23 protein-coding genes and 1 pseudogene are annotated in these 24492 nt (G+C 45.5%); 6 read left to right on the top strand and 18 right to left on the bottom strand.

Translation table 11 applies throughout. From position 1 onward, the window contains the following. Positions 1 to 35: 35 nt before the first annotated feature. Complete coding sequence (locus H8A87_RS19665; protein WP_232369984.1) at positions 36 to 365, bottom strand: thioesterase II family protein; 330 nt, start codon at positions 363 to 365, stop codon at positions 36 to 38. After that, positions 362 to 802 carry a thioesterase II family protein gene (locus H8A87_RS19660; RefSeq protein WP_232369983.1) on the bottom strand — a complete coding sequence of 147 codons (441 nt, stop codon included), beginning with the start codon at positions 800 to 802 and terminating at the stop codon, positions 362 to 364. Before H8A87_RS19660 ends, H8A87_RS19665 begins: the two co-directional genes overlap by 4 nt. Before the next feature lie 143 nt (positions 803 to 945). On the opposite strand from H8A87_RS19660, the pseudogene H8A87_RS00595 reads away from it, so the two are divergent. Further along, positions 946 to 1541, top strand: a pseudogene (locus H8A87_RS00595) (IS1 family transposase). Positions 1542 to 1707: 166 nt separating this feature from the next. On the opposite strand, the gene ruvB reads toward H8A87_RS00595, so the two are convergent. The 6 genes from ruvB to aspS form a co-directional block, all read right to left on the bottom strand. Further along, positions 1708 to 2718: a Holliday junction branch migration DNA helicase RuvB gene (ruvB, locus tag H8A87_RS00590; RefSeq protein WP_198688100.1), complete on the bottom strand. Its 1011-nt coding sequence runs from the start codon at positions 2716 to 2718 to the stop codon at positions 1708 to 1710. A gap of 16 nt (positions 2719 to 2734) precedes the next feature. Next, on the bottom strand, positions 2735 to 3352 hold the full coding sequence (gene ruvA / locus H8A87_RS00585; RefSeq protein WP_198688099.1) for a Holliday junction branch migration protein RuvA: 618 nt from the start codon (positions 3350 to 3352) through the stop codon (positions 2735 to 2737). A 79-nt stretch (positions 3353 to 3431) separates the two neighbouring features. Then, complete coding sequence (gene ruvC, locus H8A87_RS00580; RefSeq protein WP_198688098.1) at positions 3432 to 3953, bottom strand: crossover junction endodeoxyribonuclease RuvC; 522 nt, start codon at positions 3951 to 3953, stop codon at positions 3432 to 3434. Between the two features lie 107 nt (positions 3954 to 4060). Further along, entirely contained in the window at positions 4061 to 4804 is a 744-nt protein-coding gene (locus H8A87_RS00575; protein WP_198688097.1) for a YebC/PmpR family DNA-binding transcriptional regulator, read from the bottom strand. A 30-nt stretch (positions 4805 to 4834) separates the two neighbouring features. Further along, positions 4835 to 5269: a dihydroneopterin triphosphate diphosphatase gene (gene nudB, locus H8A87_RS00570; RefSeq protein ID WP_198688096.1), complete on the bottom strand. Its 435-nt coding sequence runs from the start codon at positions 5267 to 5269 to the stop codon at positions 4835 to 4837. Continuing rightward, the gene (aspS, locus tag H8A87_RS00565; RefSeq protein WP_198688095.1) at positions 5269 to 7038 is read right to left on the bottom strand and encodes an aspartate--tRNA ligase; all 1770 of its coding nucleotides are present in this window, start codon (positions 7036 to 7038) and stop codon (positions 5269 to 5271) included. The genes nudB and aspS overlap by 1 nt, the downstream gene beginning before the upstream one ends. 272 nt (positions 7039 to 7310) lie before the next feature. Between aspS and H8A87_RS00560 the strand changes: the two genes are divergently transcribed. The 3 genes from H8A87_RS00560 (at position 7311) to cmoB (ending at position 9631) form a co-directional block, all read left to right on the top strand. Continuing rightward, positions 7311 to 7709 (top strand): MAPEG family protein, encoded by a 399-nt coding sequence (locus H8A87_RS00560; protein ID WP_198688094.1) that lies wholly within the window; start codon positions 7311 to 7313, stop codon positions 7707 to 7709. A 180-nt stretch (positions 7710 to 7889) separates the two neighbouring features. Then, the gene (cmoA, locus tag H8A87_RS00555; protein WP_198688093.1) at positions 7890 to 8663 is read left to right on the top strand and encodes a carboxy-S-adenosyl-L-methionine synthase CmoA; all 774 of its coding nucleotides are present in this window, start codon (positions 7890 to 7892) and stop codon (positions 8661 to 8663) included. Continuing rightward, positions 8660 to 9631, top strand: coding sequence for a tRNA 5-methoxyuridine(34)/uridine 5-oxyacetic acid(34) synthase CmoB (cmoB, locus tag H8A87_RS00550; protein WP_198688092.1), 972 nt, complete (start codon positions 8660 to 8662; stop codon positions 9629 to 9631). Before cmoA ends, cmoB begins: the two co-directional genes overlap by 4 nt. Before the next feature lie 99 nt (positions 9632 to 9730). Here the strand turns inward: cmoB and cutC are convergent, their stop codons facing one another. Together cutC and H8A87_RS00540 are read right to left on the bottom strand one after the other, a co-directional pair. Next, a complete protein-coding gene (gene cutC, locus H8A87_RS00545; protein ID WP_198688091.1) occupies positions 9731 to 10477 on the bottom strand; it encodes a copper homeostasis protein CutC in 747 nt (248 codons plus the stop codon). An 806-nt stretch (positions 10478 to 11283) separates the two neighbouring features. Continuing rightward, complete coding sequence (locus H8A87_RS00540; RefSeq protein ID WP_198688090.1) at positions 11284 to 11844, bottom strand: hypothetical protein; 561 nt, start codon at positions 11842 to 11844, stop codon at positions 11284 to 11286. Positions 11845 to 12166: 322 nt separating this feature from the next. Here H8A87_RS00540 and H8A87_RS00535 point away from each other — a divergent pair, with 322 nt between their 5' ends. Both H8A87_RS00535 and H8A87_RS00530 read left to right on the top strand, forming a co-directional pair. Continuing rightward, positions 12167 to 12454 carry a hypothetical protein gene (locus tag H8A87_RS00535; RefSeq protein ID WP_198688089.1) on the top strand — a complete coding sequence of 96 codons (288 nt, stop codon included), beginning with the start codon at positions 12167 to 12169 and terminating at the stop codon, positions 12452 to 12454. A 10-nt stretch (positions 12455 to 12464) separates the two neighbouring features. Then, positions 12465 to 13085: a hypothetical protein gene (locus H8A87_RS00530; protein WP_198688088.1), complete on the top strand. Its 621-nt coding sequence runs from the start codon at positions 12465 to 12467 to the stop codon at positions 13083 to 13085. Positions 13086 to 13196: 111 nt separating this feature from the next. Here the strand turns inward: H8A87_RS00530 and H8A87_RS19655 are convergent, their stop codons facing one another. From H8A87_RS19655 to H8A87_RS00490, 8 genes are read right to left on the bottom strand one after another with little or no spacing between them, the layout of a single operon-like run. Then, on the bottom strand, positions 13197 to 14585 hold the full coding sequence (locus tag H8A87_RS19655) for a phage tail fiber protein (protein WP_232369982.1): 1389 nt from the start codon (positions 14583 to 14585) through the stop codon (positions 13197 to 13199). A gap of 17 nt (positions 14586 to 14602) precedes the next feature. Beyond that, positions 14603 to 15658, bottom strand: a complete 1056-nt coding sequence (locus H8A87_RS00520; protein WP_198688087.1) for a hypothetical protein — start codon at positions 15656 to 15658, stop codon at positions 14603 to 14605. Further along, complete coding sequence (locus tag H8A87_RS00515) at positions 15655 to 18879, bottom strand: phage tail protein (protein WP_198688086.1); 3225 nt, start codon at positions 18877 to 18879, stop codon at positions 15655 to 15657. The genes H8A87_RS00520 and H8A87_RS00515 overlap by 4 nt, the downstream gene beginning before the upstream one ends. Then, the gene (locus H8A87_RS00510; protein ID WP_198688085.1) at positions 18879 to 19451 is read right to left on the bottom strand and encodes a tail assembly protein; all 573 of its coding nucleotides are present in this window, start codon (positions 19449 to 19451) and stop codon (positions 18879 to 18881) included. Before H8A87_RS00510 ends, H8A87_RS00515 begins: the two co-directional genes overlap by 1 nt. After that, entirely contained in the window at positions 19394 to 20107 is a 714-nt protein-coding gene (locus H8A87_RS00505) for a C40 family peptidase (RefSeq protein ID WP_198688084.1), read from the bottom strand. Before H8A87_RS00505 ends, H8A87_RS00510 begins: the two co-directional genes overlap by 58 nt. 2 nt (positions 20108 to 20109) lie before the next feature. Beyond that, complete coding sequence (locus tag H8A87_RS00500) at positions 20110 to 20814, bottom strand: phage minor tail protein L (protein WP_198688083.1); 705 nt, start codon at positions 20812 to 20814, stop codon at positions 20110 to 20112. Then, positions 20811 to 21146, bottom strand: coding sequence for a phage tail protein (locus tag H8A87_RS00495; RefSeq protein WP_198688082.1), 336 nt, complete (start codon positions 21144 to 21146; stop codon positions 20811 to 20813). The genes H8A87_RS00500 and H8A87_RS00495 overlap by 4 nt, the downstream gene beginning before the upstream one ends. Positions 21147 to 21177: 31 nt before the next feature. Then, entirely contained in the window at positions 21178 to 24453 is a 3276-nt protein-coding gene (locus H8A87_RS00490; protein ID WP_198688081.1) for a tape measure protein, read from the bottom strand. Positions 24454 to 24492: the final 39 nt, after the last annotated feature.

The raw sequence follows: 24492 nt of genomic DNA, 5'->3' as shown, positions 1-24492 counted from the left end.
AATTAGGTATAGATTATTTATACAACTAACGAGGGTTATAATTTAAATAATTGTAACCCTTTTTTGATATTCCCCTTACCTACCTCACCGATTTGGGAATATTCCGGATTGACCTGACGATGGGTATGAGGATCCCCTGGAATATATTCTATCGTTAAATCTTCGTTGGATAATTCTGACCAGACATGGAGTTCAATCGGTTTAATATCTGGATCAGAATCACCGCTTAAAACAGTTATCGGACTTTTCAGGATGAATCGCTCCGCCTGATAGGTTTCGGCCATTTTAAAGTCGGCTCTTAAAACAGGCAACACCATATTCATAAGTTCGTTATTCAACAGCACCTCATCAGTGGTGCCATTCATTTTCTGTAACTCACGGATAAATTTATCACGAGGTAAGTTGTAGGTATAGGGCTATTATCTTTCAAATGCGGTGCTGGACACCCTGACGCGAAGAAATGCGCAGGAACAGGATAAGCACAGGATTGCAATTGACAAGCAAGTTCAAATGCCACCCGGCATCCCAAACTATGTCCAATAAAAACGTAGGGGATCTGCGTGATAAATGCGGCGTGGATCATTAACTCATCGACCAGCGAATGCAAATCTTCATACAGGGTTTCGCCAATTCTAGTTGTCCGCCCTGGCGGCTGAACAGCAACAATTTCAATGTCATCACTAAAATGTTCCACCCAATCAAGATAAGTATGTGCAGATCCCCCTGCGTATGGGAAACAGAACACTCTCAGCCTCGGCCTGCTGATCGATTTGGGTATAATAAATAATTTGTTATTTTTCAAACTACACTCCTGTATTTCTAAAATCATTTGTCGATATACATATTGCCATGGCGTAGCTGTTCCTCCACCAACGCAATCAAAGGTTGTATATTCAATACATTGTTCTTTGTGTACAATCCTCATTTTTTACAAAAGAGCTTATAATAGCAACGGTCGATGTTAAATGTCGATTTTGCAACCAAACAAAAGACGAGAGGAAACTGGTACTGGTAAAGGGGGTCCCAGCGTTATCATTATCTGTCCTGCTGTCGCACCTTCCAACTCGACTATAGCTATCATGCTTGTCAGGCAGGCATAAAAGAACAGTTTGTTGATCTTGCCATGAATAACGCGGGGATCCGTGACACAGCCGAGCATTACATATCAGCATTAATGCTGTCGTTCGCACCCAAAAAAACTTTCCCCACGCTGGCTATGGTATGCCTGGGAGCCTAGTCTGAGGCGGCTCGTCGCCCATGCCTTCGGAAAGCGGAGCAAGAACACACTGAAGAAATTGCTAAAAAAGTTGCCAAAATTCAACGTTGTCTTCTGGTGTACAGATAATTTCAGTGCTTACAAGCAATTACCGACCAGTCGGAACCTCACAGAGAAAAGTATCACACAACGTATCGAGCCTGAAAATTTGACTTTGTGTAACCGAATCAAGCGGCTTAATCATAAGACATTGGGTTATTCAAAGTCACCCAAAATACATGACAAGGTCATCGGCACTTTCATAGAAAGAGAATATTATGCTTAAGCCACATCAACGGAATACGTGGCCGAAAGGGGAAACGCAGCCTCATTCATGTGTAGTCGTTCAGACTCAGAGCCTATACCATTAGGCTCTCAATCTGACATTTCGATTTGGAAAAAAGAGAGGTACATCCAGCTTGCAATTAACCGGAGCAGGTATATCAGAATCACTATGATTCGCTTTCTTTACTCAGCCCAAAATGCCGATAGGCGTGGTTGGTTGCAATTCGCCCTCGAGGTGTGCGCTGAATAAATCCTTGTTGGATCAGAAAAGGTTCCAGTACGTCTTCTATGGTTTCCCGTTCTTCACCAATCGCCGCAGCTAAGTTATCCACCCCAACAGGACCGCCCATAAACTTATCAATAATGGCAACCAGCAACTTGCGATCAAGATAATCAAACCCGGCCGAATCCACGTTCAGCATATTAAGGGCTTGCTCTGCAATATTACCATTCACTGAACCGTCGCCTTTTACCTGAGCAAAATCACGCACACGGCGCAGCAAGCGATTTGTAATACGGGGAGTACCACGGGAACGCACTGCGATTTGTCTTGCCCCATCTTCTGAGATAGCTAATCCCATATAGTGAGCACTACGGGAAACTATGCTCTGTAAATCATCGACATTATAAAATTCAAGGCGTTGTACGATCCCGAATCGATCACGCAATGGTGAGGTTAAAGAACCTGCGCGAGTGGTAGCACCAACCAGCGTAAAAGGAGGGAGATCAATCTTGATTGAGCGAGCGGCTGGCCCTTCCCCGATCATGATATCCAGTTGATAATCTTCCATTGCGGGATAGAGTATTTCTTCCACAACCGGCGATAAACGGTGGATTTCATCGATGAACAACACATCATGCGGTTCCAGATTGGTAAGCATGGCAGCGAGATCCCCCGCCTTTTCCAGTACTGGCCCCGATGTTGTGCGGAGATTAACGCCCATTTCATTCGCAACAATATTTGCCAGCGTGGTCTTACCCAATCCAGGAGGACCAAAAATCAATAAGTGATCCAATGCATCGCCACGTTGCCGAGCCGCTTGGATAAAAATTTCCATCTGCTCACAAACGTGAGGTTGCCCAACATATTCAGATAGAAACTTCGGCCGAATAGCGCGATCAACGGCTTCATCATCTTGCAGAACTTCTGCTGAAACCAGACGGTCAGCTTCAATCATCACTTAACTCCTGCAATTATAAAGCCGCACGAAGCGCTTCTCGAATAAGGGTTTCACAATCTGCGCCCGGTTTAGCTACCTTGCTCACCATTCGACTGGCTTCTTGAGGTTTATATCCCAGAGAAACCAGTGCCGCCGCTGCTTCAGCTTCAATATCAGCATCGGAATTCGTCTGTTTGGTGGCTGTAGGTAAATTAATGTCACTACTTTGATTAAACAGATCGCCATTAAGCCCCTTAAAGCGATCTTTCATTTCTACGACTAACCTTTCAGCTGTTTTTTTGCCGACTCCCGGCAATTTGACCAAAGAAGCAATGGCTTCCTGCTCAATGGCTGTCACAAATTGCTGGGCGGACATGCCAGAAAGGATCGCCAGAGCCAATTTCGGCCCGACGCCATTCACCTTAATCAGTTCACGGAAAAGCGCACGTTCTTGTTTGTCATTGAAACCGTATAATAACTGAGCATCTTCACGCACAATAAATTGTGTAAATAGAATAGCTTCTTGGCCAATTTCAGGCAGTTCATAAAAACAGGTCATTGGCATATGAACTTCATAACCGACACCATTAGTTTCCAATAAAACCAACGGTGGCTGTTTTTCCAACACGGTTCCTCTCAAACGCCCTATCACTGTTTACCCCCTGAAAATAAAAATAAATCGTTCCGCTAGCTTATAGCACAAAAAAAGCTGGACGTATATCCAGTATCAACTATTTCAGACGACCTCGCGTTAAATTTAACCGAGCATCACCTACCCGCAGTAGATTTTGACTGAGATGACAATGCGTAATAGCGATGGCCAGAGCATCGGCAGCATCAGCCTGCGGATTAGCAGACAATTTCAACATCGAACGTACCATGTGCTGAATCTGACTTTTTTCGGCTGCTCCCGTACCGACCACGGTCTGTTTAACCTGGCGGGCTGCATATTCAAATACGGGAATAGACTGATTCGCCGCAGCGACTATCGCCACACCACGCGCCTGTCCCAATTTCAAGGCCGAATCTGGATTTTTCGCCATGAAAACCTGCTCTATTGCAAAAGCATCGGGCTGGAATTGAGTGATGATTTCGGTAACTCCGGCATATATCCTCTGCAAACGACCGGGTAAGTCATCTACTTTTGTTCGAATACAACCGCTACCAAGATAAATAAGTTGTCGTCCCTGCTGGCGGATAACGCCATACCCCGTGACTCTGGAACCGGGGTCAATACCAAGAATAATCGCCATATCGAACTATTCGCCTAGATCTATATCGCTATGATATGGGATAAAACGTTAGAGAAAATGCTCTGATATAAGAAGCATTTTCTCTACGCTGTGAACCCTGATGGTAATTACAGTAATGCTGCAACTTCATCAGAGATTTCACCATTATGGTAAACCTCTTGAACGTCGTCAGAATCTTCAAGCATATCGATCAGACGAAGTAATTTTGGCGCAGTTTCTGCATCCAACTCCGCTTTGGTGGATGGGATCATGGAAACTTCAGCAGAATCTGCTTTGAAGCCCGCTGCATCCAGTGCGTCTTTAACATCACCAAAAGTTTCTGGTGTGGTATAAACGTCGATCGCCCCATCATCATAGGTTTCAACATCATCAGCACCCGCTTCCAACGCCGCTTCCATCACCGCATCTTCATCCAAACCTGGCGCATAGGAAATAACCCCTTTCTTGGTGAACAGATAAGAAACAGAGCCATCAGTACCCAAGTTACCGCCAGTTTTAGTGAATGCATGACGAACATCAGAAACAGTACGATTGCGGTTATCACTCAAACACTCAACCATCACCGCTGTACCGCCTGGACCATAGCCTTCATAAATGATGGTTTCCATGTTATCTGAATCGTCGTTACCGACACCTCGGGCAATCGCGCGGTTCAAGGTATCACGAGTCATGTTGTTGGACAGCGCCTTATCGATGGCCGCACGCAAACGTGGATTAGAATCTGGCTCACCTCCGCCCAGACGCGCAGCCGTCACCAATTCACGGATAATTTTGGTGAAAATCTTACCGCGTTTTGCATCCTGCGCAGCTTTGCGGTGTTTTGTATTGGCCCATTTACTATGACCTGCCATGAAAATATCTCCGATAAAACGTCTAATAGTCTAAATAACAAATTCTTCAATTGCCTGACGGTTACTCCACGACTTAGTCAATCTGGCCGCTTCTTCAGCCGCCAACCACTGATAAGTCAGATGTTCAGTCAGCAAGATCTCTCGCTCCTCAGGTAACGCCAGCGAGAACCAATGCTCTTTATTACGCGTTACGTCCGGAGCATATCGATGTCGTAAATGCGAGAAAATCTCATAATAAAGACAACGTTGACAATCCATCAGTTCAAGATTTTCATTGATAACGTCAATGCCTATCTCTTCCTGTACTTCACGCAACGCTGCCTCCGACGGTTTTTCATCCTCTTCAAGACTCCCCGTTACGGATTGCCAGAATTCCGGATCATCCCGTCGTTGTAACATCAGCACCCTTTTACTGTTAACGGCGTAAATCATAACCAGTACAGACTCAGGGCGCTTATAAGCCATTATTCGCTCTCTTTTTTAACAACTGAAATGGCCAGTTCTTCCAGTGATGACTGATTTGCGTGGCTTGGTGCTTCAGTCATCAAACATGCCGCTGCCGTTGTTTTCGGGAAGGCAATCACATCACGAATATTATCAGTATCCGTCAATAACATGACGAGGCGATCCAGACCAAAAGCCAGACCTGCATGCGGTGGTGTACCGTATTTTAGCGCATTCAGCAAAAAGCCAAATTTTTCCTGCTGTTCTTGGTCATTGATGCCCAGGATACGGAATACAACCTGTTGCATTTCATTACGGTGGATACGCACAGAGCCACCGCCCACTTCGTATCCATTGATAACCATATCATAAGCATTCGCGATAGCTGATTCAGGGTTACTTTCCAACTCAGCAGCCGACATATCACATGGAGAAGTAAACGGATGGTGCATGGCAGTCAAACCACCTTCTCCGTTGTCTTCAAACATTGGGAAGTCAACAACCCAAAGTGGTTTCCAGCTTGCCAAATCAGTGATATTCAAGTCACGGCCCAGCTTCAAGCGTAATGCACCCATCGCATCGGTGACCACATTTTTCTTATCAGCGCCGAAGAACAAAATATCGCCATCCTGAGCATTGGTACGGGACAACAGGCCTTCAACCACCTCTGCGGACAGGAATTTGGCAATCGGACTTTGTACCCCTTCCAAACCCGCAGCACGGTTGTTAACTTTCATCCATGCCAGCCCTTTAGCGCCATAGATGCCAACAAATTTACCGTATTCATCAATTTGTTTGCGGCTCAGTTCTGCACCACCGGAAACACAGATGGTAGCAACACGGCCTTTGGGATTATTTGCCGACTCTGCAAAAACGGAGAACTCCACGTCTTTGACCAGATCAGCAACATCCACCAACTCCAGCGGATTGCGCAGGTCTGGTTTATCCGAGCCAAAACGACGCATAGCTTCTTCGAACGTCATGATTGGGAAGTTGCCCAAATCGACACCTCGAACATCCAACCATAGCTCACGGATCATTTTTTCCATGATTTCGCGAACTTGTTCAGCGGTCATAAACGAGGTTTCAACATCGATCTGAGTGAATTCTGGCTGGCGATCTGCACGTAAGTCTTCATCGCGGAAGCATTTCACAATTTGATAATAACGGTCAAAACCGGACATCATCAGCAATTGTTTGAAAAGCTGCGGAGACTGCGGCAGAGCATAAAACTTACCTTTATGGACACGGCTTGGCACCAAATAGTCACGCGCACCTTCTGGCGTTGCCTTGGTCAGCATGGGTGTTTCCACATCAAGGAAACCCGCATCATCCATGAAACGGCGAACAAAACTGGTGATTTTTGCGCGAGTCTTCAAGCGCTGTGACATCTCTGAACGACGTAAATCAAGATAGCGATATTTCAGACGCTGTTCTTCGCTATTGTTCTGATTGCTGTCCAATGGCAATGGCTCTGATCGGTTGAAAATCATCAGACTTTCAGCGAAAACTTCAATTTCGCCAGTCGCCATTTCTTTATTGATTTGGTTATCAGGGCGCGCACGCACGATCCCCGTAATCTGAATACAAAATTCATTACGCAGTTCAGAAGCCTGAGCAAATGCCTCTTTCTGGTCTGGGTCAAAAAATACCTGAACGATACCTTCGCGATCTCGCATATCAATAAAGATCAGACCACCCAAATCACGACGGCGGTTTACCCACCCACAAAGAGTCACTTTTTGGCTTTCGTAGGCTCGGTTCAACTGCCCACAATAATTAGTACGCATAATACAATATCCTTTTACTCAGCTCGTTATGCTTTCTGCTGCGGAAAGTTTGGCATTGTTCTTTTTAGGAAGAATTGTCAAAAAAAAGACAGTCATTATACTGGAAATTCTGACCAGAGATAAGGCCATAACACCGTTCTTAGCAAGACAATTTTTTGCTATCCGATAACATTCACAGGATTTATTATTAAATACTATGATTTATAGCGACAGTTTTCTTTTTGAGGTTTATCATCATTCGGCCGTTTTTGGGTTAGGCAATGGAGTTAAAAATGGTTAGCTCGCTTTATATAGTACTGGGCGCACTATTATTGATTAAGCTATCTCTGGATGTCGTCAAATTAAGAACGCAATATCGGGTAGCCTATGGCGATGGCGGTTTTTACGAATTACAAACAGCCATTCGGGTTCATGGTAATGCTGTTGAATACATTCCAATTTCAATGCTGTTATTGATTATGATGGAGATGAATGGAGCAGCCGTTTGGATGCTGCATATTTGTGGGTTGGTGTTGCTTTCCGGTAGAGTACTTCACTACGTTGGTCTGCGTCATCGCGAGATACGCTGGCGGCGTATGGGTATGGCAGCAACCTATATCTCAATGCTAATAATGATTATTACTAATATTTATTATTTACCGTGGGAGCAAATTTTTTCTTTCTATGCATAAATAGCTCATCATGTATATACCAACTACACGCTAAGTTATGATGCTCTGACATCAGAAAATTCCATCATTTCCCAAGGCGGTATCCTGCCGCCTGAGGGTTTCTATTGATTATCCCTTTCTGCCTTTTCCCGCATTCTGTTAGAATAGCCGCTTCTTATTGTTTCCAAAATCAATGCTGTTATGTCAAATCAAGATCCTCATAATCAACAGGACAGCCTGTTCTCTGCTCCAATTGCCAATTTAGGTGACTGGAGTTTTGACGAACGTGTTGCTGAAGTCTTTCCTGATATGGTGAAACGCTCTATTCCCGGTTACTCCAATATCATTTCCATGATAGGTATGCTGGCAGATCGTTTTGTAACACCAGACAGTCAAATTTATGATCTCGGTTGCTCCCTTGGTGCTGCCACACTATCGATCCGCCGCGCCATTAGCGCCGATAACTGTAATACAGATGGTTGCCGTATTATCGCCGTCGATAATTCACCGGCAATGATCGAACGCTGCCGCCGCCATATTGACTCTTTCAAAGCCAGTATCCCCGTTGAGGTGGTCGAACAAAATATTCTTGATATCGACATTCAAAATGCATCAATGGTTGTGCTGAATTTCACATTACAATTCCTGCATCCTGATGATCGCCAGAAAATGCTGGATAAAATCTATGCCGGATTAAAACCCGGCGGTGTTTTGGTTCTGTCTGAGAAATTCAATTTTGAAGATGAACAGGTTGGCGAATTATTGTTCAATATGCACTATGATTTCAAACGAGCCAATGGTTACAGTGAGCTGGAAATCAGTCAAAAACGCAGTATGCTGGAAAACGTCATGCGGACAGATTCTGTTGAAACCCATAAATCATGCCTCAAAAAAGCGGGCTTCCAGCATGTTGAAGTCTGGTTCCAATGCTTTAATTTCGGCTCATTATTGGCAATAAAAGGAACTGACCAATGATCGATTTCGGTAATTTTTATCAATTGATTGCCAAAAACCACTTGAATCATTGGTTGGAATGCCTGCCTGCACAATTAAACCAGTGGCAGAAAGCATCTCTGCATGGTCAGTTCAGTTCATGGGTAAAAGTTCTGGAAAGGCTGCCCGAAATCAAACCCACCCAGGTTGATCTGAAAAATGGCGTCATTGCTACCCATGAACCGGAACTATCAAACGGTGAACAAACCCGTATTCACAATATACTGAAGATATTTATGCCGTGGCGTAAGGGCCCTTTTTCACTGTATGGTGTTGAAATTGATACCGAATGGCGTTCTGATTTAAAATGGGATCGGGTTCTTCCTCATATTTCTCCTTTAGAAGGCAAAACCGTACTTGATGTCGGCTGTGGCAGCGGTTATCACATGTGGTGCATGGTGGGTGAAGGTGCTCAGTTAGTCGTTGGTATTGATCCAACCCAACTTTTCCTTTGTCAATTTGAAGCCGTCAGAAAATTACTGGGTAATGATCAACGCGCCCACCTTCTCCCCTTGGGCATTGAACAATTACCGGAGTTAAAAGCCTTTGATACTGTATTTTCAATGGGTGTGCTCTATCATCGCCGCTCTCCCCTCGATCATCTGTGGCAACTGAAAAATCAGTTAGTTTCCGGCGGTGAGTTAGTTTTAGAGAGTTTGGTGATTAAAGGTGATGAACATCAATGCCTCATGCCAGGTGAACGTTACGCACAGATGCGGAATGTCTACTTTATTCCATCTGCCAAAATGCTAAAAGTTTGGCTGGAAAAATGCGGTTTTGTGGATGTTAGGATTGTCGATCACGCAGTGACTACATTGGATGAACAACGTCAGACAGAATGGATGAAGACCGAATCACTGGCCGATTTTCTTGATCCAAGTGATAACAGTAAAACGACTGAAGGCTACCCAGCGCCATTGCGGGCTGTTCTTATTGCTCGCAAGCCATAATCTTTAAATATAACTTTGATGTGTGAACTGCCCGTTACGGCAGTTCACACCTTCAATAATTAAATGTCACTTTCCCTATGTAAAAACGACATTCTATTTTTACCGCTTAATCAGACTAATCACGCCCTTCATCGATTCAACTAATTGCCCATCAACACTGTAGTGAGAATATTCATCTAAATCGCGATCGTCTGAACTCATCGTCACACCAGCCTTTCGATATTTCATGAAAGAAGGTACAATCTTACCTGCTGAACTATGAACTTCCGTCATGCCAAATTCCAGAAACTTACTGATGTTACTCATTCTGACACCTGCCCCCGGCATAATGATCGGCCCTTGACTGGCTAGTACCAGCTCTTTTAACAGGGGCAACCCCAACTCAGCATTTTGCTGCTGACCTGAGGTTAAAATACGCTGTACGCCGAGATCCGTCAGTTGTTGTAAGGCAACATGTGGACTAAAACACATATCAAAAGCACGATGAAAAGTAACCGCCATATTTCCTGACAATGACATCAATTGCCTCATACGAAGCCGATCGATATGCCCTTCTTCGTTCAAAACGCCGAAGACAACTCCAGGGAATCCCATATCACGGATATGGGACAAGTCATTTTTCATGACCTCAAAATCAGCGTTACTGTAACAGAAGTCTCCCCCTCTTGGGCGTACAATGGGATGCACAGGAATAGATAACTGCTGTAATGCTTGCTGTAACGCCCCGAAACTAGGTGTCACTCCACCTTCCGACGGGCTTGCACTCAATTCAATGCGATCAGCTCCTGCCTTTTGTGCAACCAAAGCACAACCTATGCTATAACAGCAAATTTCCAGCTTTATCATTCAAAGCCCCTCGAATACAAATTCACAATAAACCATTTATATGTTCCCAAAATATTTCATTAGTGAACTTATTAACTATGAAAATAAAATTAAATAAAAATAATTCTTATTAAACATTCATATACATTAAATATCAGGTATTTTTAAATTAATATATACACGTTTATGTACAAATAGAGAAAGCATCCAATTTAGGAGCTACTTCTATAGTATTAGACATGTTTTTTGCTTACCGCAACACTGAAGAGCTCACACTATTAGACATTAGTGAATATTTAATTACGGGCTAAATGGGTGGATTCATCAGCGAAATTTTTCGCCGATGTGTAACCTCCATAAAATTTTGGAGATTGGAACTGAGCAAAAATAATCGCTGATAGCCACCCCGAAATTATCAGGGAGCCTGAACTGAGGACTTCGGTAATACGACTCCTTAAACTCAAGGAATCCCTATAGTTAATTTTAGCTGTTATGGTGGGCGCACTACCTCCGTTTGAAACGGAAGTGTGAGTTAAAAGGGCTTTCAAATCCCATTTATGTAACATGTTGATTTTAGGTAACTCCTGCACCATGCAGGAAATAAGAGATATCAATGAGTTAAAGAGGATAATTCTCCTGTTTAACGTAACTTATTGATTTTACTTATTTCCACCACTGAGCAGGAATTGAATAAAATCAAGGAGTTAAAAGACGGGATTTCCCGTCTTTAGGTAAGTGGCTGATTTTTTGTGATTACCGATCGGGGTGGGAGTTACGTTCATTTGATGGAAGTGAGGGGGTATCAAGGGATTGGAATGAAGGCATATTCAGAATTCCAGAGGGGTATTTGGATTATAACTTTGTTTATGAAAACGGCCATTTAAAAACACGACACAGTGGTAATGTTTATCAGGAATCCTTTTTTTTATCCAAAAAGACCGTACTAGCTTATCCTGAACAACTTGGCACCCACGATCCGAATATAATCTCCAGATAGCACCCGCACCACAATTTGAGGTAATAATCCCCATGTGCGCCCTTACAAAAACATTGGGCAAAAAAAGAGATAATTGGGAACCAAAAGAGGTTGTCCATTCAGGGTATCTGCGAAGATCGGGAGTGATTACCAAATTATCTTCGTCAGGGTCAAAATTTGCTGTTCTGCATGAAACAAGCCGAACATTGTACAAATCCTTAACTTCCGTCCATCGCCTAATGCATTGAGCAAGCTGAACCGGATTACAACGCCGGCTGTTTATGCTGACCTTTGATATTTTGTTGAAAAACCCAATTCCATGGCATAAAATCGTTAGGCGATTTTTACCTATTGCTTTCCGGTGTGGTTCTTCAAATACATATGAGTCTGGATATATGGCTACTAACCTCATATTGATATCCTCCCTCTTCTCAGGCATACAATCAACCCTACTCCCCCTGCGTGACCATGTAAACTTTATCCTGAGCGAATAATTTCAACCCGCCCCTTCCCTCGGGTTCAGCTACCTTAAATTTCCCTGTTGCTATAGTTCCCCTCAAAAATCACTTCATATCGACGTCATTCCATTCAATAACAATCACTTATGTAACTACATGTGTGTTATAAAATTCATCTCACAGATTAAGAAAATTCCGATCACATATTAGGGGAAGTGATTTAGGATAGCGTTCCGTGCGATTAAAGTTTGAATGAAATACAGCTAAGGTGTGAAGATGGAAGATAAAGTTAAAATACCAAAAAGTAATGATTTCAAAAGATATTTTGCAGATAATTTCGGAATAGTTGAATCCTCAGTTGATGGCGTCGAATTATATGACCTAATATTACTTAGTAAGGAATCAAATCCAATTTTATTAAACAAAGCTGGAAATGATGACATCTGGACAGCCAACCTAGCGGCAGAAAGCGAATACGAGTATGTTTGTTCTATTCGAGTTACTCCAACCCTGTTAAGAAGATTACAGGATGTTATAAATAGAACGCCATTTAATAAAAAATAATGGTAACACCATGAGAGATACGGAGAGAAATTTGTGTTTTGGTTCTATTCTTTCATTCATGGCGGGGAATATTGAGCTATCTACCATTAAATTTGAAAGAGTTACGTTTCCACAATTTACTAAGACTACGGAGGTATTGTATACACATCATGAATTGCAACCTCACTTTACATCACCATTTATTCAGGATAATGTAATTAAAAAAACATCAGGTGATAACATACTGACATATAACGAGGAGGAGCATATGTCTGACTTTACTAAGACAGAACTTGAATCCCTCTTAAAAGTTAATAAATCAGAGGTTGATGTTGCTGTTGCTACGGTGAAAAAGGATATAGCAGAGTGGCGGGAACAGCAAAATACTCAAATGGCTAACCTGAATGCCACAATACAGGCTATGTCATCAAAAATCGATGGAAAACTAGAGGCCGTAGAAGGCAAGATCGATGGTATAAAAACAAGCATTACGACAATCAAATGGACAACATCGATAGGATTAACTTTAGTAACCATTATAATGTCTGCTGTAGTGCTTGTATCCAGTTGGATAATGTCGGGTAAAATTGTTTCCTCACCCCTACAACCAGCAGCAACCCACAGCCAGCCGGCAGAGTCTGCTAAAAAATAGCCCTCCGCGAGGGCTTTTACTTATCAAGACCCCAACTCCCTCCCCCTCACATTCCGCACCAAATCTTCTGGTTCTGAAAGCGTATCAGAAAGGGGCGCGCAGCCCCTGTCATTACTTCGGCTGTTCCGGCCATGGGATATCGGGGGCGGTATCTGCTGATTTCTGTTGCTGCTGATTCCACACCGAATCTGCCGGCATCTGGACACGAACGTCCAGGCGACAGCCTTCGGGGATGTCACAGGGTTCCCCATCGGCGTAGTAAACCTGCTCGCCGTCCACGATGGCTTTTATCCGCCGGTTCTGAAACCGTTCAGGCAAATGCGCGTGCTGACGGTGGAACGTCTCAATGGTGATGCTGCCGTCCTTCTTCACCCTGTCATCAAGGTAGATGAGTTCCAGACCGTTGTTGTTCTTCGGCGAGGAAATACCGCCATGTACACCCCAAGCCCCATCTGCGTTATAGCCGAGGACACCGGAGACTTGATAATGGCCTGTACCGAGTTTAGCAACAGTCGCACCTTCGGATTCGTCGTTGGTTTCAAACTTCCCATCACTCCAGATATTGATGATGGGGGAGGATTTTCTGATATAGCCGCTATTGTCCGCAGTGGCGTTACGATAATGCCATACAGGAGTCATGTTATTAAATGACGACCCCGCACCATTCCTAAATGCCAAAAATCCATCAGTGGAAATTATTTGTAAATTAGCAGATTGACCAGATTCATCCGCCCATCCTCTGGCATTAATTAAACACCCCATCCCCCGATATCCTACATTAGGAGTCAGATCGTTAATCTCTACAAGACCGCATGTTAATCCTAGAGGCAGAGCAGTCAAATTATCTTGCTTCTCTATGGTGTAGTTTTCTCCCAGCTGATTCATCAGAGTCTTATACGGTGCTACCCTGAAGTCTATAAGACGTTGATATGCCAAATTATGACCAGCATATTCAATATTGCTGGATTTTAATTTCAATAATGAGAAATTTTTAGCGCCATCCTCAGTTCCCGATAAACCAAGGTTTTCTACAAATTTCTGTTTATTCGGAATATCCGCCCCGTTCCGCCTTTTATCCAGCTTCCCCTCTACCGCCGCCTGCAACGCCCGTATCGATTGCAGCGCCACGGTCTGACCATTCGGCAAGGTCACATCCACCACGCCATTCTGGGACATCCACTTGTCCATATTCTGGAGGAAATTGACGATATAACTGCTGTTGGCCACTATATGCCGGACACCATCCGAGATGGAATCGGGCACCGTGGTCTGTATCTGGTAGGTAACGTTAGTCAGGGTCGCGCTGACATTATCGGCCAGCACCAGTTCGGTATCGGAGTTCACCGCCTGAATCATGTGCAGTAAATTACCGCTGCCGGACCGGATTAATATCAGTTGTGCCGGGGCAACGCCGTTAATGTTGCTTTTAAACTTGGTGCCGGTTCCCCTGACTATAGCCGAGCCGGACACGGTAGAAATAGTGCCTTGTGCATAAAGCATAATGTATTCCTGAAAGATTAGAAGTTGAAGTAAGTGGCGGCGTCTAAGATGAGAATGGATTGTTTCGTTGTGTAATTGGTCGTCCCCCACTGGCTGGCTTTCCAGTATGTCCTTTTGCCCGAACCAATCAATAATGCGCCTTCCCCCTTGCGGGTCAGTGACAAGTCCCGACTGTAAGCGGTACGCCCTTCCATCCACAGATGATGCCCTATCCATGCGGGCACTAACATCGGGTACCTTATCCCCGCTGTAGGGATGATATCGCCCAGTTTTCTGTTGCTGACATCCAGACTCACGGGCCTGGTCAGCACCCCGACACCGGAGTTAAAGGTGATAACCCCGTCCTTATTTCTGAGCCTGAGACCATACCCCTTACCTTCAAGCCGTTCCCTGACGCCGATGTCAGAAAAGACCACAATCCGGTACCACCCCGCCCTGTCACCTTCGTCGTGCCTGTTGCAGCTGGTGTAATAGCCTTTTCGATGAACCAGCATGCATTCCGGGTCTTCGTTATAAAAAAACATCAGGCAATTGCCGTAATTGAGTCTGGGGTCTATTGAGGCGGGGTCAAACCGGCCTTGTATATACACACGGGCCTTATGGGACACATAACCAAACCCGGCGGGCGGGACACTGTTATTAAAGTTACTGTTATTTAATATCTTCAATCCCGCCTTGCCACCCGATGTCGACGGGTAGGCGATAACTTTTATCAGCTCCGTGAGCCAATTATCGAAAACGTTGTTTAAACTCAGTCCATCAATGATGACCGATTCTCCATTCTGAGAAAACCGCGCCAGCTCAGAAAACCCTGTCAATCTGAATCCATTGCCTGAGCGTTCCTGGTGAAAGGCGGTGAACTCCGCCGGATAGACATGCGCCTGATAGCCCGGCGGGATTTTGATTTGACACTCCCATTCAAAATGCCGCCAGTCAGTCGGGCTTTTATGAATGCCCGGCGTATCTTTGGAGACATAATCAGTCCATATCAAACAGGCGGGCGAGGTTTTCTCATTAAATATAAAACTCGTCCCGTCCGTCTGATTGGTAATTTTTAACCCATACTGGCTCATAGATATTCTCCCAATTCAATAATGGCCACACCGTTGCTGTCAAATACATACATACCGCTATTCCTGTACTGGGTGCGATATCCCTGCCCGCTGCCATTAATTTCCAGAAACCCGGTTCTGGCATCAATCCGAAAACCCCGCTGGTTAGGCATGTAATTCGTGGATTTAATGTCAATGCCGACCAGTAACTTCTGAATGCTGGCCATATCAATGAAGGACTCGTTGATAAACAACTGGCCGTTCTTCACCGCCATAAACGGCACGGGCTTTCCGTTAACCGGGTTAAAAAAGGCAAAGTTGTTGGCCGAAAACCCGATATAGGACTCCAGCCGGCCATTTTTAATCTCACCACTGATAACCATGCCGCCCGCAGTGTATTTCTGCCCCTGATGATTAAGGGTGATATTCACGCTGTGCATGGCATAACCATTACCGGACTGGTTAAATTCCGCCTGCATTTTGGTGTTGATCATGGCCTTCTGGTCGCCAAGCTGGGCCTGAACCTGCTCCATTGATTCAGCCTGAGCCTTTTGCGTACTGGAGATAGCGTTCCGGTTGGTGATCACATCCGCAGCCGTATTGCCGAGGGTGGTGCGTATTTCTGACAGTTTCTGCGCTGCCGCCTCATTGTCCGTGACCCTGACAGCCCAAAGTTCACTGACTTGAGCCTTATTCTCCCCGTCACGCGCCATCAGGTCCCGCGATAATGTCTGCTGCATATCACCCAGAATCAGGGCAGATTCGGCGACCCAGTCAACATCGGTCTGTATCCGTTTTCCGGCCTCAGCAGAGAGGAATGTATTACCCAACTCAGCAATGATCTCCTTTGTGTTATCGTCAGGTTTACCAACAGCTTCAACAAAATGTGATTTACCGAATTCATTAACACTGCGAACATAGAACCAGTAAGGGGTGTCGGCTTTCAGTTGGCCTTTTATCCAGAATTTTGCGATACCTAAAAAATCGGCTTTAGCTTCAATTTCATTGATGTTGACGATCTGTTTTTCGGAGAACCAGAACTCAAATTGGGTATCTAATGTTTTGGGGGCACTAATGTGGGGAATGGCTTTTAACTCAAAGAAACCCGGTTCAATATTGATGACAGAAGGGGCGGCGGGTGCGCCAATCACCATCTGAACTTTAGTTTCATCCCCCAGCATGCCGTTATCATCACGGGCGCGAACGCCGACCATATACACACCAGCATCCAGACCATTAAAATAGTACTCCAGCTCTTTAGTGTTCCCGCGTGATACCACTTTGTTGTCACGGTAAACGGCGACATCAAAAGTAATATTCCGGTTAATGGTTGTTGTTGCCCACATTGCACGGGCCTGAATCTGAGAGCTATCGAGAATATATGCAATGTTCAAACGTTCAATATTAGGAATGCGAATGATGTTTTGTGTGGCTGGATTCCCCTGAAAATCAACGCCGTTATCGACAATGGCCTCTTTTTGAGGTTCATGCTGAATGCAGGTAAAGTTGTAATTCCCTGTTTTATTGTCTTCGGCAATGCTCATCACCCTGAATAAGCGGGTGACAAGTGATTTCTTTGATATCGAGAAAACGCCCCACTGCCGTAAGCCTTTAGGTTCATCTTTTAAGGTGACAACATCGCCCTTGGCGGAGTTGATATCAATTTTGACAAACTTTCCTTCACTCCCCATGTAAGAGAAATAGCCTGATTCGTCGTCAGTAAATTCAACAGGTGCATCAAGCTGAACATCTTTGCCTGAAAATGAAAGGACACGCCCGCCAACACGCGCAACCGCAAAACTGTTATCTGCAATCTCAACAATATCACCCGGTATACAGTTGATACCCTCTCTGCCTGTGCTGAATGTTATCGAGTCAGTCTCAAGCTTTTCTGTCTCAATTATCCACTTGCCGACACGGTGAGCCTGTCCACGGCTGGTGCAGCCAAACGCAAGCACCTTTTTAAGGTTGATGCCCAAACGGGACACTAATTCATCATCCTGAATAATTTCCCGTTCGTTTTTCCAGCCGTTACCGGGGTTAACCCACGTAACTTCAATTGCGGTATGCCGAGCTTTCTTTGCTGCCGAGCTGTAGTTAAACTTACCTTCGACCACATTGGCATTCGTGAATGTCCACACCGGATCGGATGGCCTGTCCTGAAATGCGGTCAGCGTCAATCCATTCCATACCTGCATACCCCGAAATACCGAAGCCAGATCATCCAGCACATCCCGCGCCTTACGCTGAGTTGTTATGTACGCATTGCAGGTAAAGCGGGGTTCCATTCCCCCAAATCCATCAGACACCATCACATCGCAGTATCGTGCAATGGCATACAGCGCGAACTTATCACAGCCAAACGTCCCCATCAGTTTACCAATGCCATAGCGTGTATTAGTCACTAAGTCATAGAAAATCCAAGCGGGATTGTTCGTGTAGGCGGGTTTAAATCGCCCTGTCCAGACGCCCTTATAATTACGGGTCTCAGGGTCGTAGTTATCTGGCACCTGAATAATCATTCCCTTTATGTGATAGGTTCGTTTTGGCGTATCAGCAAATAGTGAACGGTCAATGCGCATCCCCACCACGGCGCTATTGGGATAACTCATCAAAGTGTCGGTGATTTCGGTATAGCTGGCCCAGACAGTACCATTGCGTAGCTGATCGCTTTTGCTATCATCCGTTAGGCGGGTTACCCTGATTTGAAACGGCTTCTTCTTAGGGGCATCAATGACGTGAGACTCTAAATACTGACCGCTGATTTTAGCGGGGCCTATCTGAACCGTCTTGGCATGTACCCACCCATCACCCTCATTCACCGCAATAGCCAGTTCTACCGAGCTGTTGCTTTGATTGCCCTTGCTGTCTGTTTTCACCAACCCACTGACACCCAGAGTAAACCTGACCCGATCCACATCACGGTTAGATACCGCCCTGAGGATAGGCGTATCTTTTTTCACTTCAACACTGACGGGAATTTCACTTTCAACAAACGGGTAATCACTCAGTGGTTCTTGGGATTGAGTGCCAGCACGCCACTGTACAGTGACACCATTAATATTAGGATGTCCGTTTTTATCAACAACTGGCGTCCCATTAATTCTGAACCCGTGCAAACCACCCACAGGCCCCTCTATCTGGCCTTCGCCAATCAGATCAACAACCCGCAAAAATTGTTTGTTTTTTAGATTGTCATCCAGCAATGTCGGTGTGCTGCCACCGCCTCCACCTTTACCCATTATTCCGTCTCCAAACCCTGAGAAATTACATTAGAACCCACAACCATCTCACCGTAAGCAAGCGGCACTGGATAGCCCTGCCCGATGCGATTTTCCAGTGAATTGAAATACTGGTTGCCGTCTGTCTTGCTCGATCCTATCTCGGGACCGTTAGGCATTTTGGTTAGCATGGATGCCAGACCTGCGCCAATCAGGGCAACACCTGCAATGGCTAATCCAGTAGACATAGCCCCCCATGCCGCAATAGATGCGCCACCCGTCCAAAATGCCGCTGCAATCGCAACAACACCCAGAATAGCCATGCCGACCCCATTACCACCCGCACCACCGACCACCGGAACAATAGTGACCGTGTCCCCATCATTCAGGGGGTGATTCATGCCAGCGGGAATGTTCGTTTCTGTCATATCGCGCCCGGCAATGCGAACACGGATATGTCCATCAGAAATAGCTTTCTGGAATCCGGTTAACTGGTAACACAAGCACCTTATGGCCTCGGCTGCATCACGCACCTCTAATTCGTAGCGGCGGCCAAATCTTCTAAGATGGCCTCCAAGCTGTAGTCTGACCATTGTGGATGTCTCCATACTGAATGTGTGTATTTGAGCCAGTAACCGTCATAAACATCACGTTTACTGATACGGTCTGGTCTGTGGTGTAGAATTTGTTGATTACCGATATAGATAGCCCCGTGACAGGGCGTCTGACTGCCCAAGCAAATCAGAATGATGTCGCCGGGCTGAATGTCATCGACCTGTTCAAATCCCTGACTGAGACTGTTATCGAGATACAGGTTTTGTCCGGTGTTCCACCATTCATCGTCACGGCTGAAATCGTCCAATTCGATGCCAGCAAGGTGACAGGCATCGCGGATGAGGGAATAACAATCTTGCTGGCCATGTATAAATTCGCGTCCTAATAATCGGGGAACGGGGCGGAATTTATGCACCCGATCACCACAGGCCAGCCACCACGGCAACCCCGTTTTGATTTGCTGTTCCCTGTCTCCCGTGCTCAGTCGGGGCTTTCCGTTTGGGTGACTGTGAACAATGGCTTCAATATCTGCGAAACATTCCGCTGTTATCCAGTCATCAGGATTAATTTCGAAGTAGTTCTCAGGATCTGGCGAGATGTTGCGGCACGGGAAATAGCGGCCGCCTGAAATCAGGCCGCACGATTCCCTCACCCCTTCCGCTTTCGCGTGGGCGATAATGTCTTTTTCAATCATGATTAACCTAGTTTATTGGCACCCAAGAAGCCGCCAAAGGGCAGGGACAGAGGGCGGGGAAAGCGTTTAATGCAGCCGCTGTATTTCTTTGAGCAGCGGTCTTTCAGGGGATCGGTAACTGGCTGGTCTTTCTCGTCTGCCACGGGAGGGCCATCATAGCCGCAGTCAGAAGAACGGTATTGCCAGCTACAAATATCCGCCTGAACCACGCGCGCGGGGATCAAGGCACCATCGGTTTCACTGGGTAAGGCCAGCACATAAGTAACAAAGTCCGCGTTTGAGTCCTGTTTTTGCTCTATGAGGTATTTACTTACCGCTTCACGGGTTGGATCTGCCTGTGGGTTACCATTGGGGAAATTGACCGCATCCAGATAAATCTCCGGCACTTGGTGGCGTGTCACAACCGCACCTAAAGCATCGTTGAAATCCTGATTGATTGCCGTAATGAACCCGTTAACGTTGGCAAATATCATCTTGGGTCTGGCGCTTGGGCCTTTACCGTTCATTTCAAAACCTGAAACCTCCACAGGGTACGCCTCGTAGCGCATCCCTTGCCAGATAACTGGCTCCAGCTTTCCATTCATGCCATCATGGAAGCGGTAGATATCCCCACCGAACGGCGTTAAATCTATTTCATAGAGATTAAGAATTGCGTTCTGACTCAGATCAGTAACCGCAATCCGCATCTCTTTCGGAATGTCCCTCATGCAACCACCTCCTCAAAGAGGCAACTGACAGACCAGATCACCCGTTGTCGGTTCACTGTCCAAGAACGACAAACAAAAGTACGTAGTTGGTTATCGTCACTGGTTAGCCATGTAAAAGACTCCACCGCTCCCCGCGCCCGTAGAAACTCGTCAATGGCTTTTCCTGTTTCCGCCTTCTCAATAAAGTTAAGCTGGTAGCGTTTTAGCTGGTTATTGATTCCATCTTTGAAGCGCTGCTCGTAGCCGTCACCGAATTTAATCACTTTTACGCGCGGTTCGTGAGAGATCTCATAATTATCTTGAGGCCGCCATTTGAATTCTGGTTTTGTCATATTTCACCTATAAAAAACCCTCAAAAGAGGATCATTCGCTAAACATCCCACCCGGTCTGCTCTCATCCGCCAGAACATCATAAATGGTCTTTTTCACCATTCCCGACATTAGCCGTGCATCCTGTTCGGAAAAATTACCCTGCGTCTGGACACTAAACGAAATGTTAATGTCGCCCACCGACACACCACTGCCGCCTTTACCCACATCCCCATTACCGATCACCTTACCCCTGTCACCCGGTATCATGTATTGATGACCATTGTTGGCTTTGAATATCTCCGGTTTGTTATTTTCGCCAATCCGGTAAGCGCCGTTCGGACTGACTGGGCCACCATTTTTGCGGGCACCGAGTAATGCGATCATGGCAGGAACAGCAGTTGCCATTGCCATCATACCGACTGTCGCGGCTGTACCCATTGTTGCTACACTGGTAGCCGCAGCAGCCGGAGCCATTGCTGTAGTAATCGTCGCGCCTGTTGCTACCGCCGATGCCGCAGCCGCAGTGTTAACGGCTTTGCCGATCACCATGTTCTTGATTTGCTGCATCCCCATTTGAACCAAAGCAGACACCGCCTCGTTAGTAATGGTTAACGCCAGATTTCGCATGGCATCGTTGGCGCTTTGAGTACCGGTTAGCAGCCCTGTTATGGAATTGGCAGAGCGTTGCCCCAATGATTCCATCGCATCACCCAGAAATTGATACATCTCATTCTGACCTTTCCATTGCTCCCATTGGGCGGTAGTCATATCATCATTGAATTTACGGGTTAAATCAGATTTGAGTTGCAGGATTCGTTCATGCTCGCCGATATCATGGGTATTATATGCATCTAGCAATGCCTTTTTTTGAGCAAATTCATTCTGGAGTTGCTGGATGGGGTCGATCTTGCCCAATAATCCATCTTCGAAGCTCACGGATGAATCCGCTTTTTTGTTAATTTTATCTTCCGTTTGTTTATTCTTATAACGCTCTCTTATCTCTTGTTCGCGCTTATGGAATTCTTCTTTCTCAATCAATCCCTGACCCCTAACACGTCTTAAATGCTCAAGCTCTTCGTCCATTGCCTTCTTGGACTTCGCTAAAGAGTCTTGTTCAAGCTGCCACTTTCTGGCTTCTGCATCTTTTTCAAGCTCGTATCTTTCCGCAGCATTTCTTTTGGCTTTTTCAATATCTTCGGGAGATGACCCTTCCGGCATGGCTTTGGCAGCATCGTATTTAGCCATTTCGAGGCTGGCTTCTTCATAACCAGTTTTGAGTCTATCTATCCCTTCACGCTGTCTGGAAAGTGCGTTGGTAATGTCTTCGGCACGTCTTTTAGCTTCATCCGCCGCCTTTTTAGCTGCACTTTCTGCATCCCTTGCAGCATCCTCTCTTTTCTTGTCAGCTTCTTTGAGTTGGTAATTTTCTTTGGCTTCTTCCTCCATAACTGTTCTTTGTTTAGGGTTCGCCCCCAGTTCGTTAGCCTTGTGTTCTGCTGCTTTTAATTCTCGCTTTAATCCCTTTTGAGTCCTGAGTAGCTCATTCTCATTCTTAAGCTTGGTGATAAAGTCCTCAGCCTTATTAGATGCCTCATCTAGTGAACCATTCCTGTTCTTGTTGGCATCCGTGTTCTCATTGGTCAGCTTTGTGTTTTCAGCAATGGCGGCACTGGTTAGATTAATGGCCTTCTCATAATTACTTTTGACCGTTTGCATAGCTTCAAGCACACCTTTTTCTAAGGCTAAATCTTCCCTGAGCTTATCCATTTCCTCCTTGGATTTTTTTGAGTATATAAAGCCGCCATTGTTATCAACATCCCATTGGATACCGCTTACTTTTACTTTTTGTTTTTTTACCTGCTCACTCTGATCAGCTAACTTCCTTTCTAACTTAACTTTATTTGCCTCAAGCTGAACCTTACTCAGTTCCTTTAGATTGCCTGTCAATTTCTCAACCGTATTAGATAAATCTTTGGCCTCATTCTTCGCGTCTTCCGCTTGCTGATGGAAATAATAAAGCGCTGTGGCCGCCAGCATAACTACGCCAAGTGGCCCACCTAAAAATGACATAGCTGCTTTGAGTCTATTCATTGCGACGCTGGCAGTGTTTGTGGCAGCCGTAAGCCCAGCTTGAGCGGCAGTAACTGCATTTTGTGCTGCACCGTATGTTGCTGTTGCTGTTGTTGCCGTGGCACGAGCAGCAGTTAGTCTGGCAAGTGCTGTTGTGGCTGCATCAGTTCCTTTTGCTACTGCATATTCAGCCTCAGCGCGGCGTAACGCCTCAATCGCAGCAATTTTATCCATTTCTGCCTTACGCAATGTCATATTGGCGGCATACAATGCTCTTTCTGCTTCCACTTTATTAGCTTGTGAGAGCGCTATAGATGCCCTGACATTTGTTATTTTTTGGCTCGCTGCTAATGTCATGGCGCTCACCATTCTAGACCCCATAACAACGGCTAATGCAGTTGCAGCTCCAGTAACAAGATCCATGTTTTCACTGACCGTTACCAAGGTACTATTAAACGCTTTAAGTGCTGTCTGCGCTGTGGTTGATTGCCCAAAGAATTTGGTCATATTATTCGCCGCCATTTCCATTGACTGGCTCATTGTCGCTGATGTTTTATCAAATTCCTTAGCGATAGTTCCGGCCTGAGCCAGAAGAGCTTTACCAACAACTTCAGAAGTTAATTTACCCTCTGCCGCCATTTTTCTTAGCTTACCGATATTAATACCAAGATGATCACTCAGCGCTGCAATTAAACGGCTCCCGTTCTCAGACATGGAGTTAAATTCTTCTCCACGAAGAACGCCGGACGCCATAGCCTGTGAAAACTGAATCATGGTACTTGATGCTTCCGTAGCGGTTGCACCCGAAACAACCAGCCCTTTTGCCACAGTTTCAGTTAGCTTTGCCACATCATCAGCCGACATACCATAACTACGAGTGGCTCTTTCAAGGCGGCCATACAGCGCAGCAGTGGCATCCAATCCTGCACGGGAGTTCTGGGCGATATTGAATACACGCTCAGTCACTTCCGCCAGCGTTTCATTTGTTTTAACGGCATTAACCAGTTTGTTATTAACCACAACCCATGCATCCGCATAGCTGGCTATCTTTTCGATGGATAACGCCGCTGTTACCGCAGTAGCAGCCCTTGACAAACTTAGTAATGCTTTCTCTGCTCCCTGCACTGAGCGCCCCGTTTGATTAAAACGTTGCTCTACCTGTCCCATGCGCGAATCTAATTGCCTTTGGGCAGTTAGCAATTGAGCCACATCCATTGATACCTGATAGACAATGTTACCTACTTGGTGATCTGCCATTTTATGACCTTTTTAAAAAAGAAAACCCCGCCATGTGGC

Source organism: Xenorhabdus lircayensis (assembly GCF_016306625.1).
Lineage (GTDB): Bacteria > Pseudomonadota > Gammaproteobacteria > Enterobacterales > Enterobacteriaceae > Xenorhabdus > Xenorhabdus lircayensis.
The sequence above is the reverse complement of the archived record's forward strand: the minus strand, read 5'-3'. Positions and strand labels throughout refer to the sequence as shown.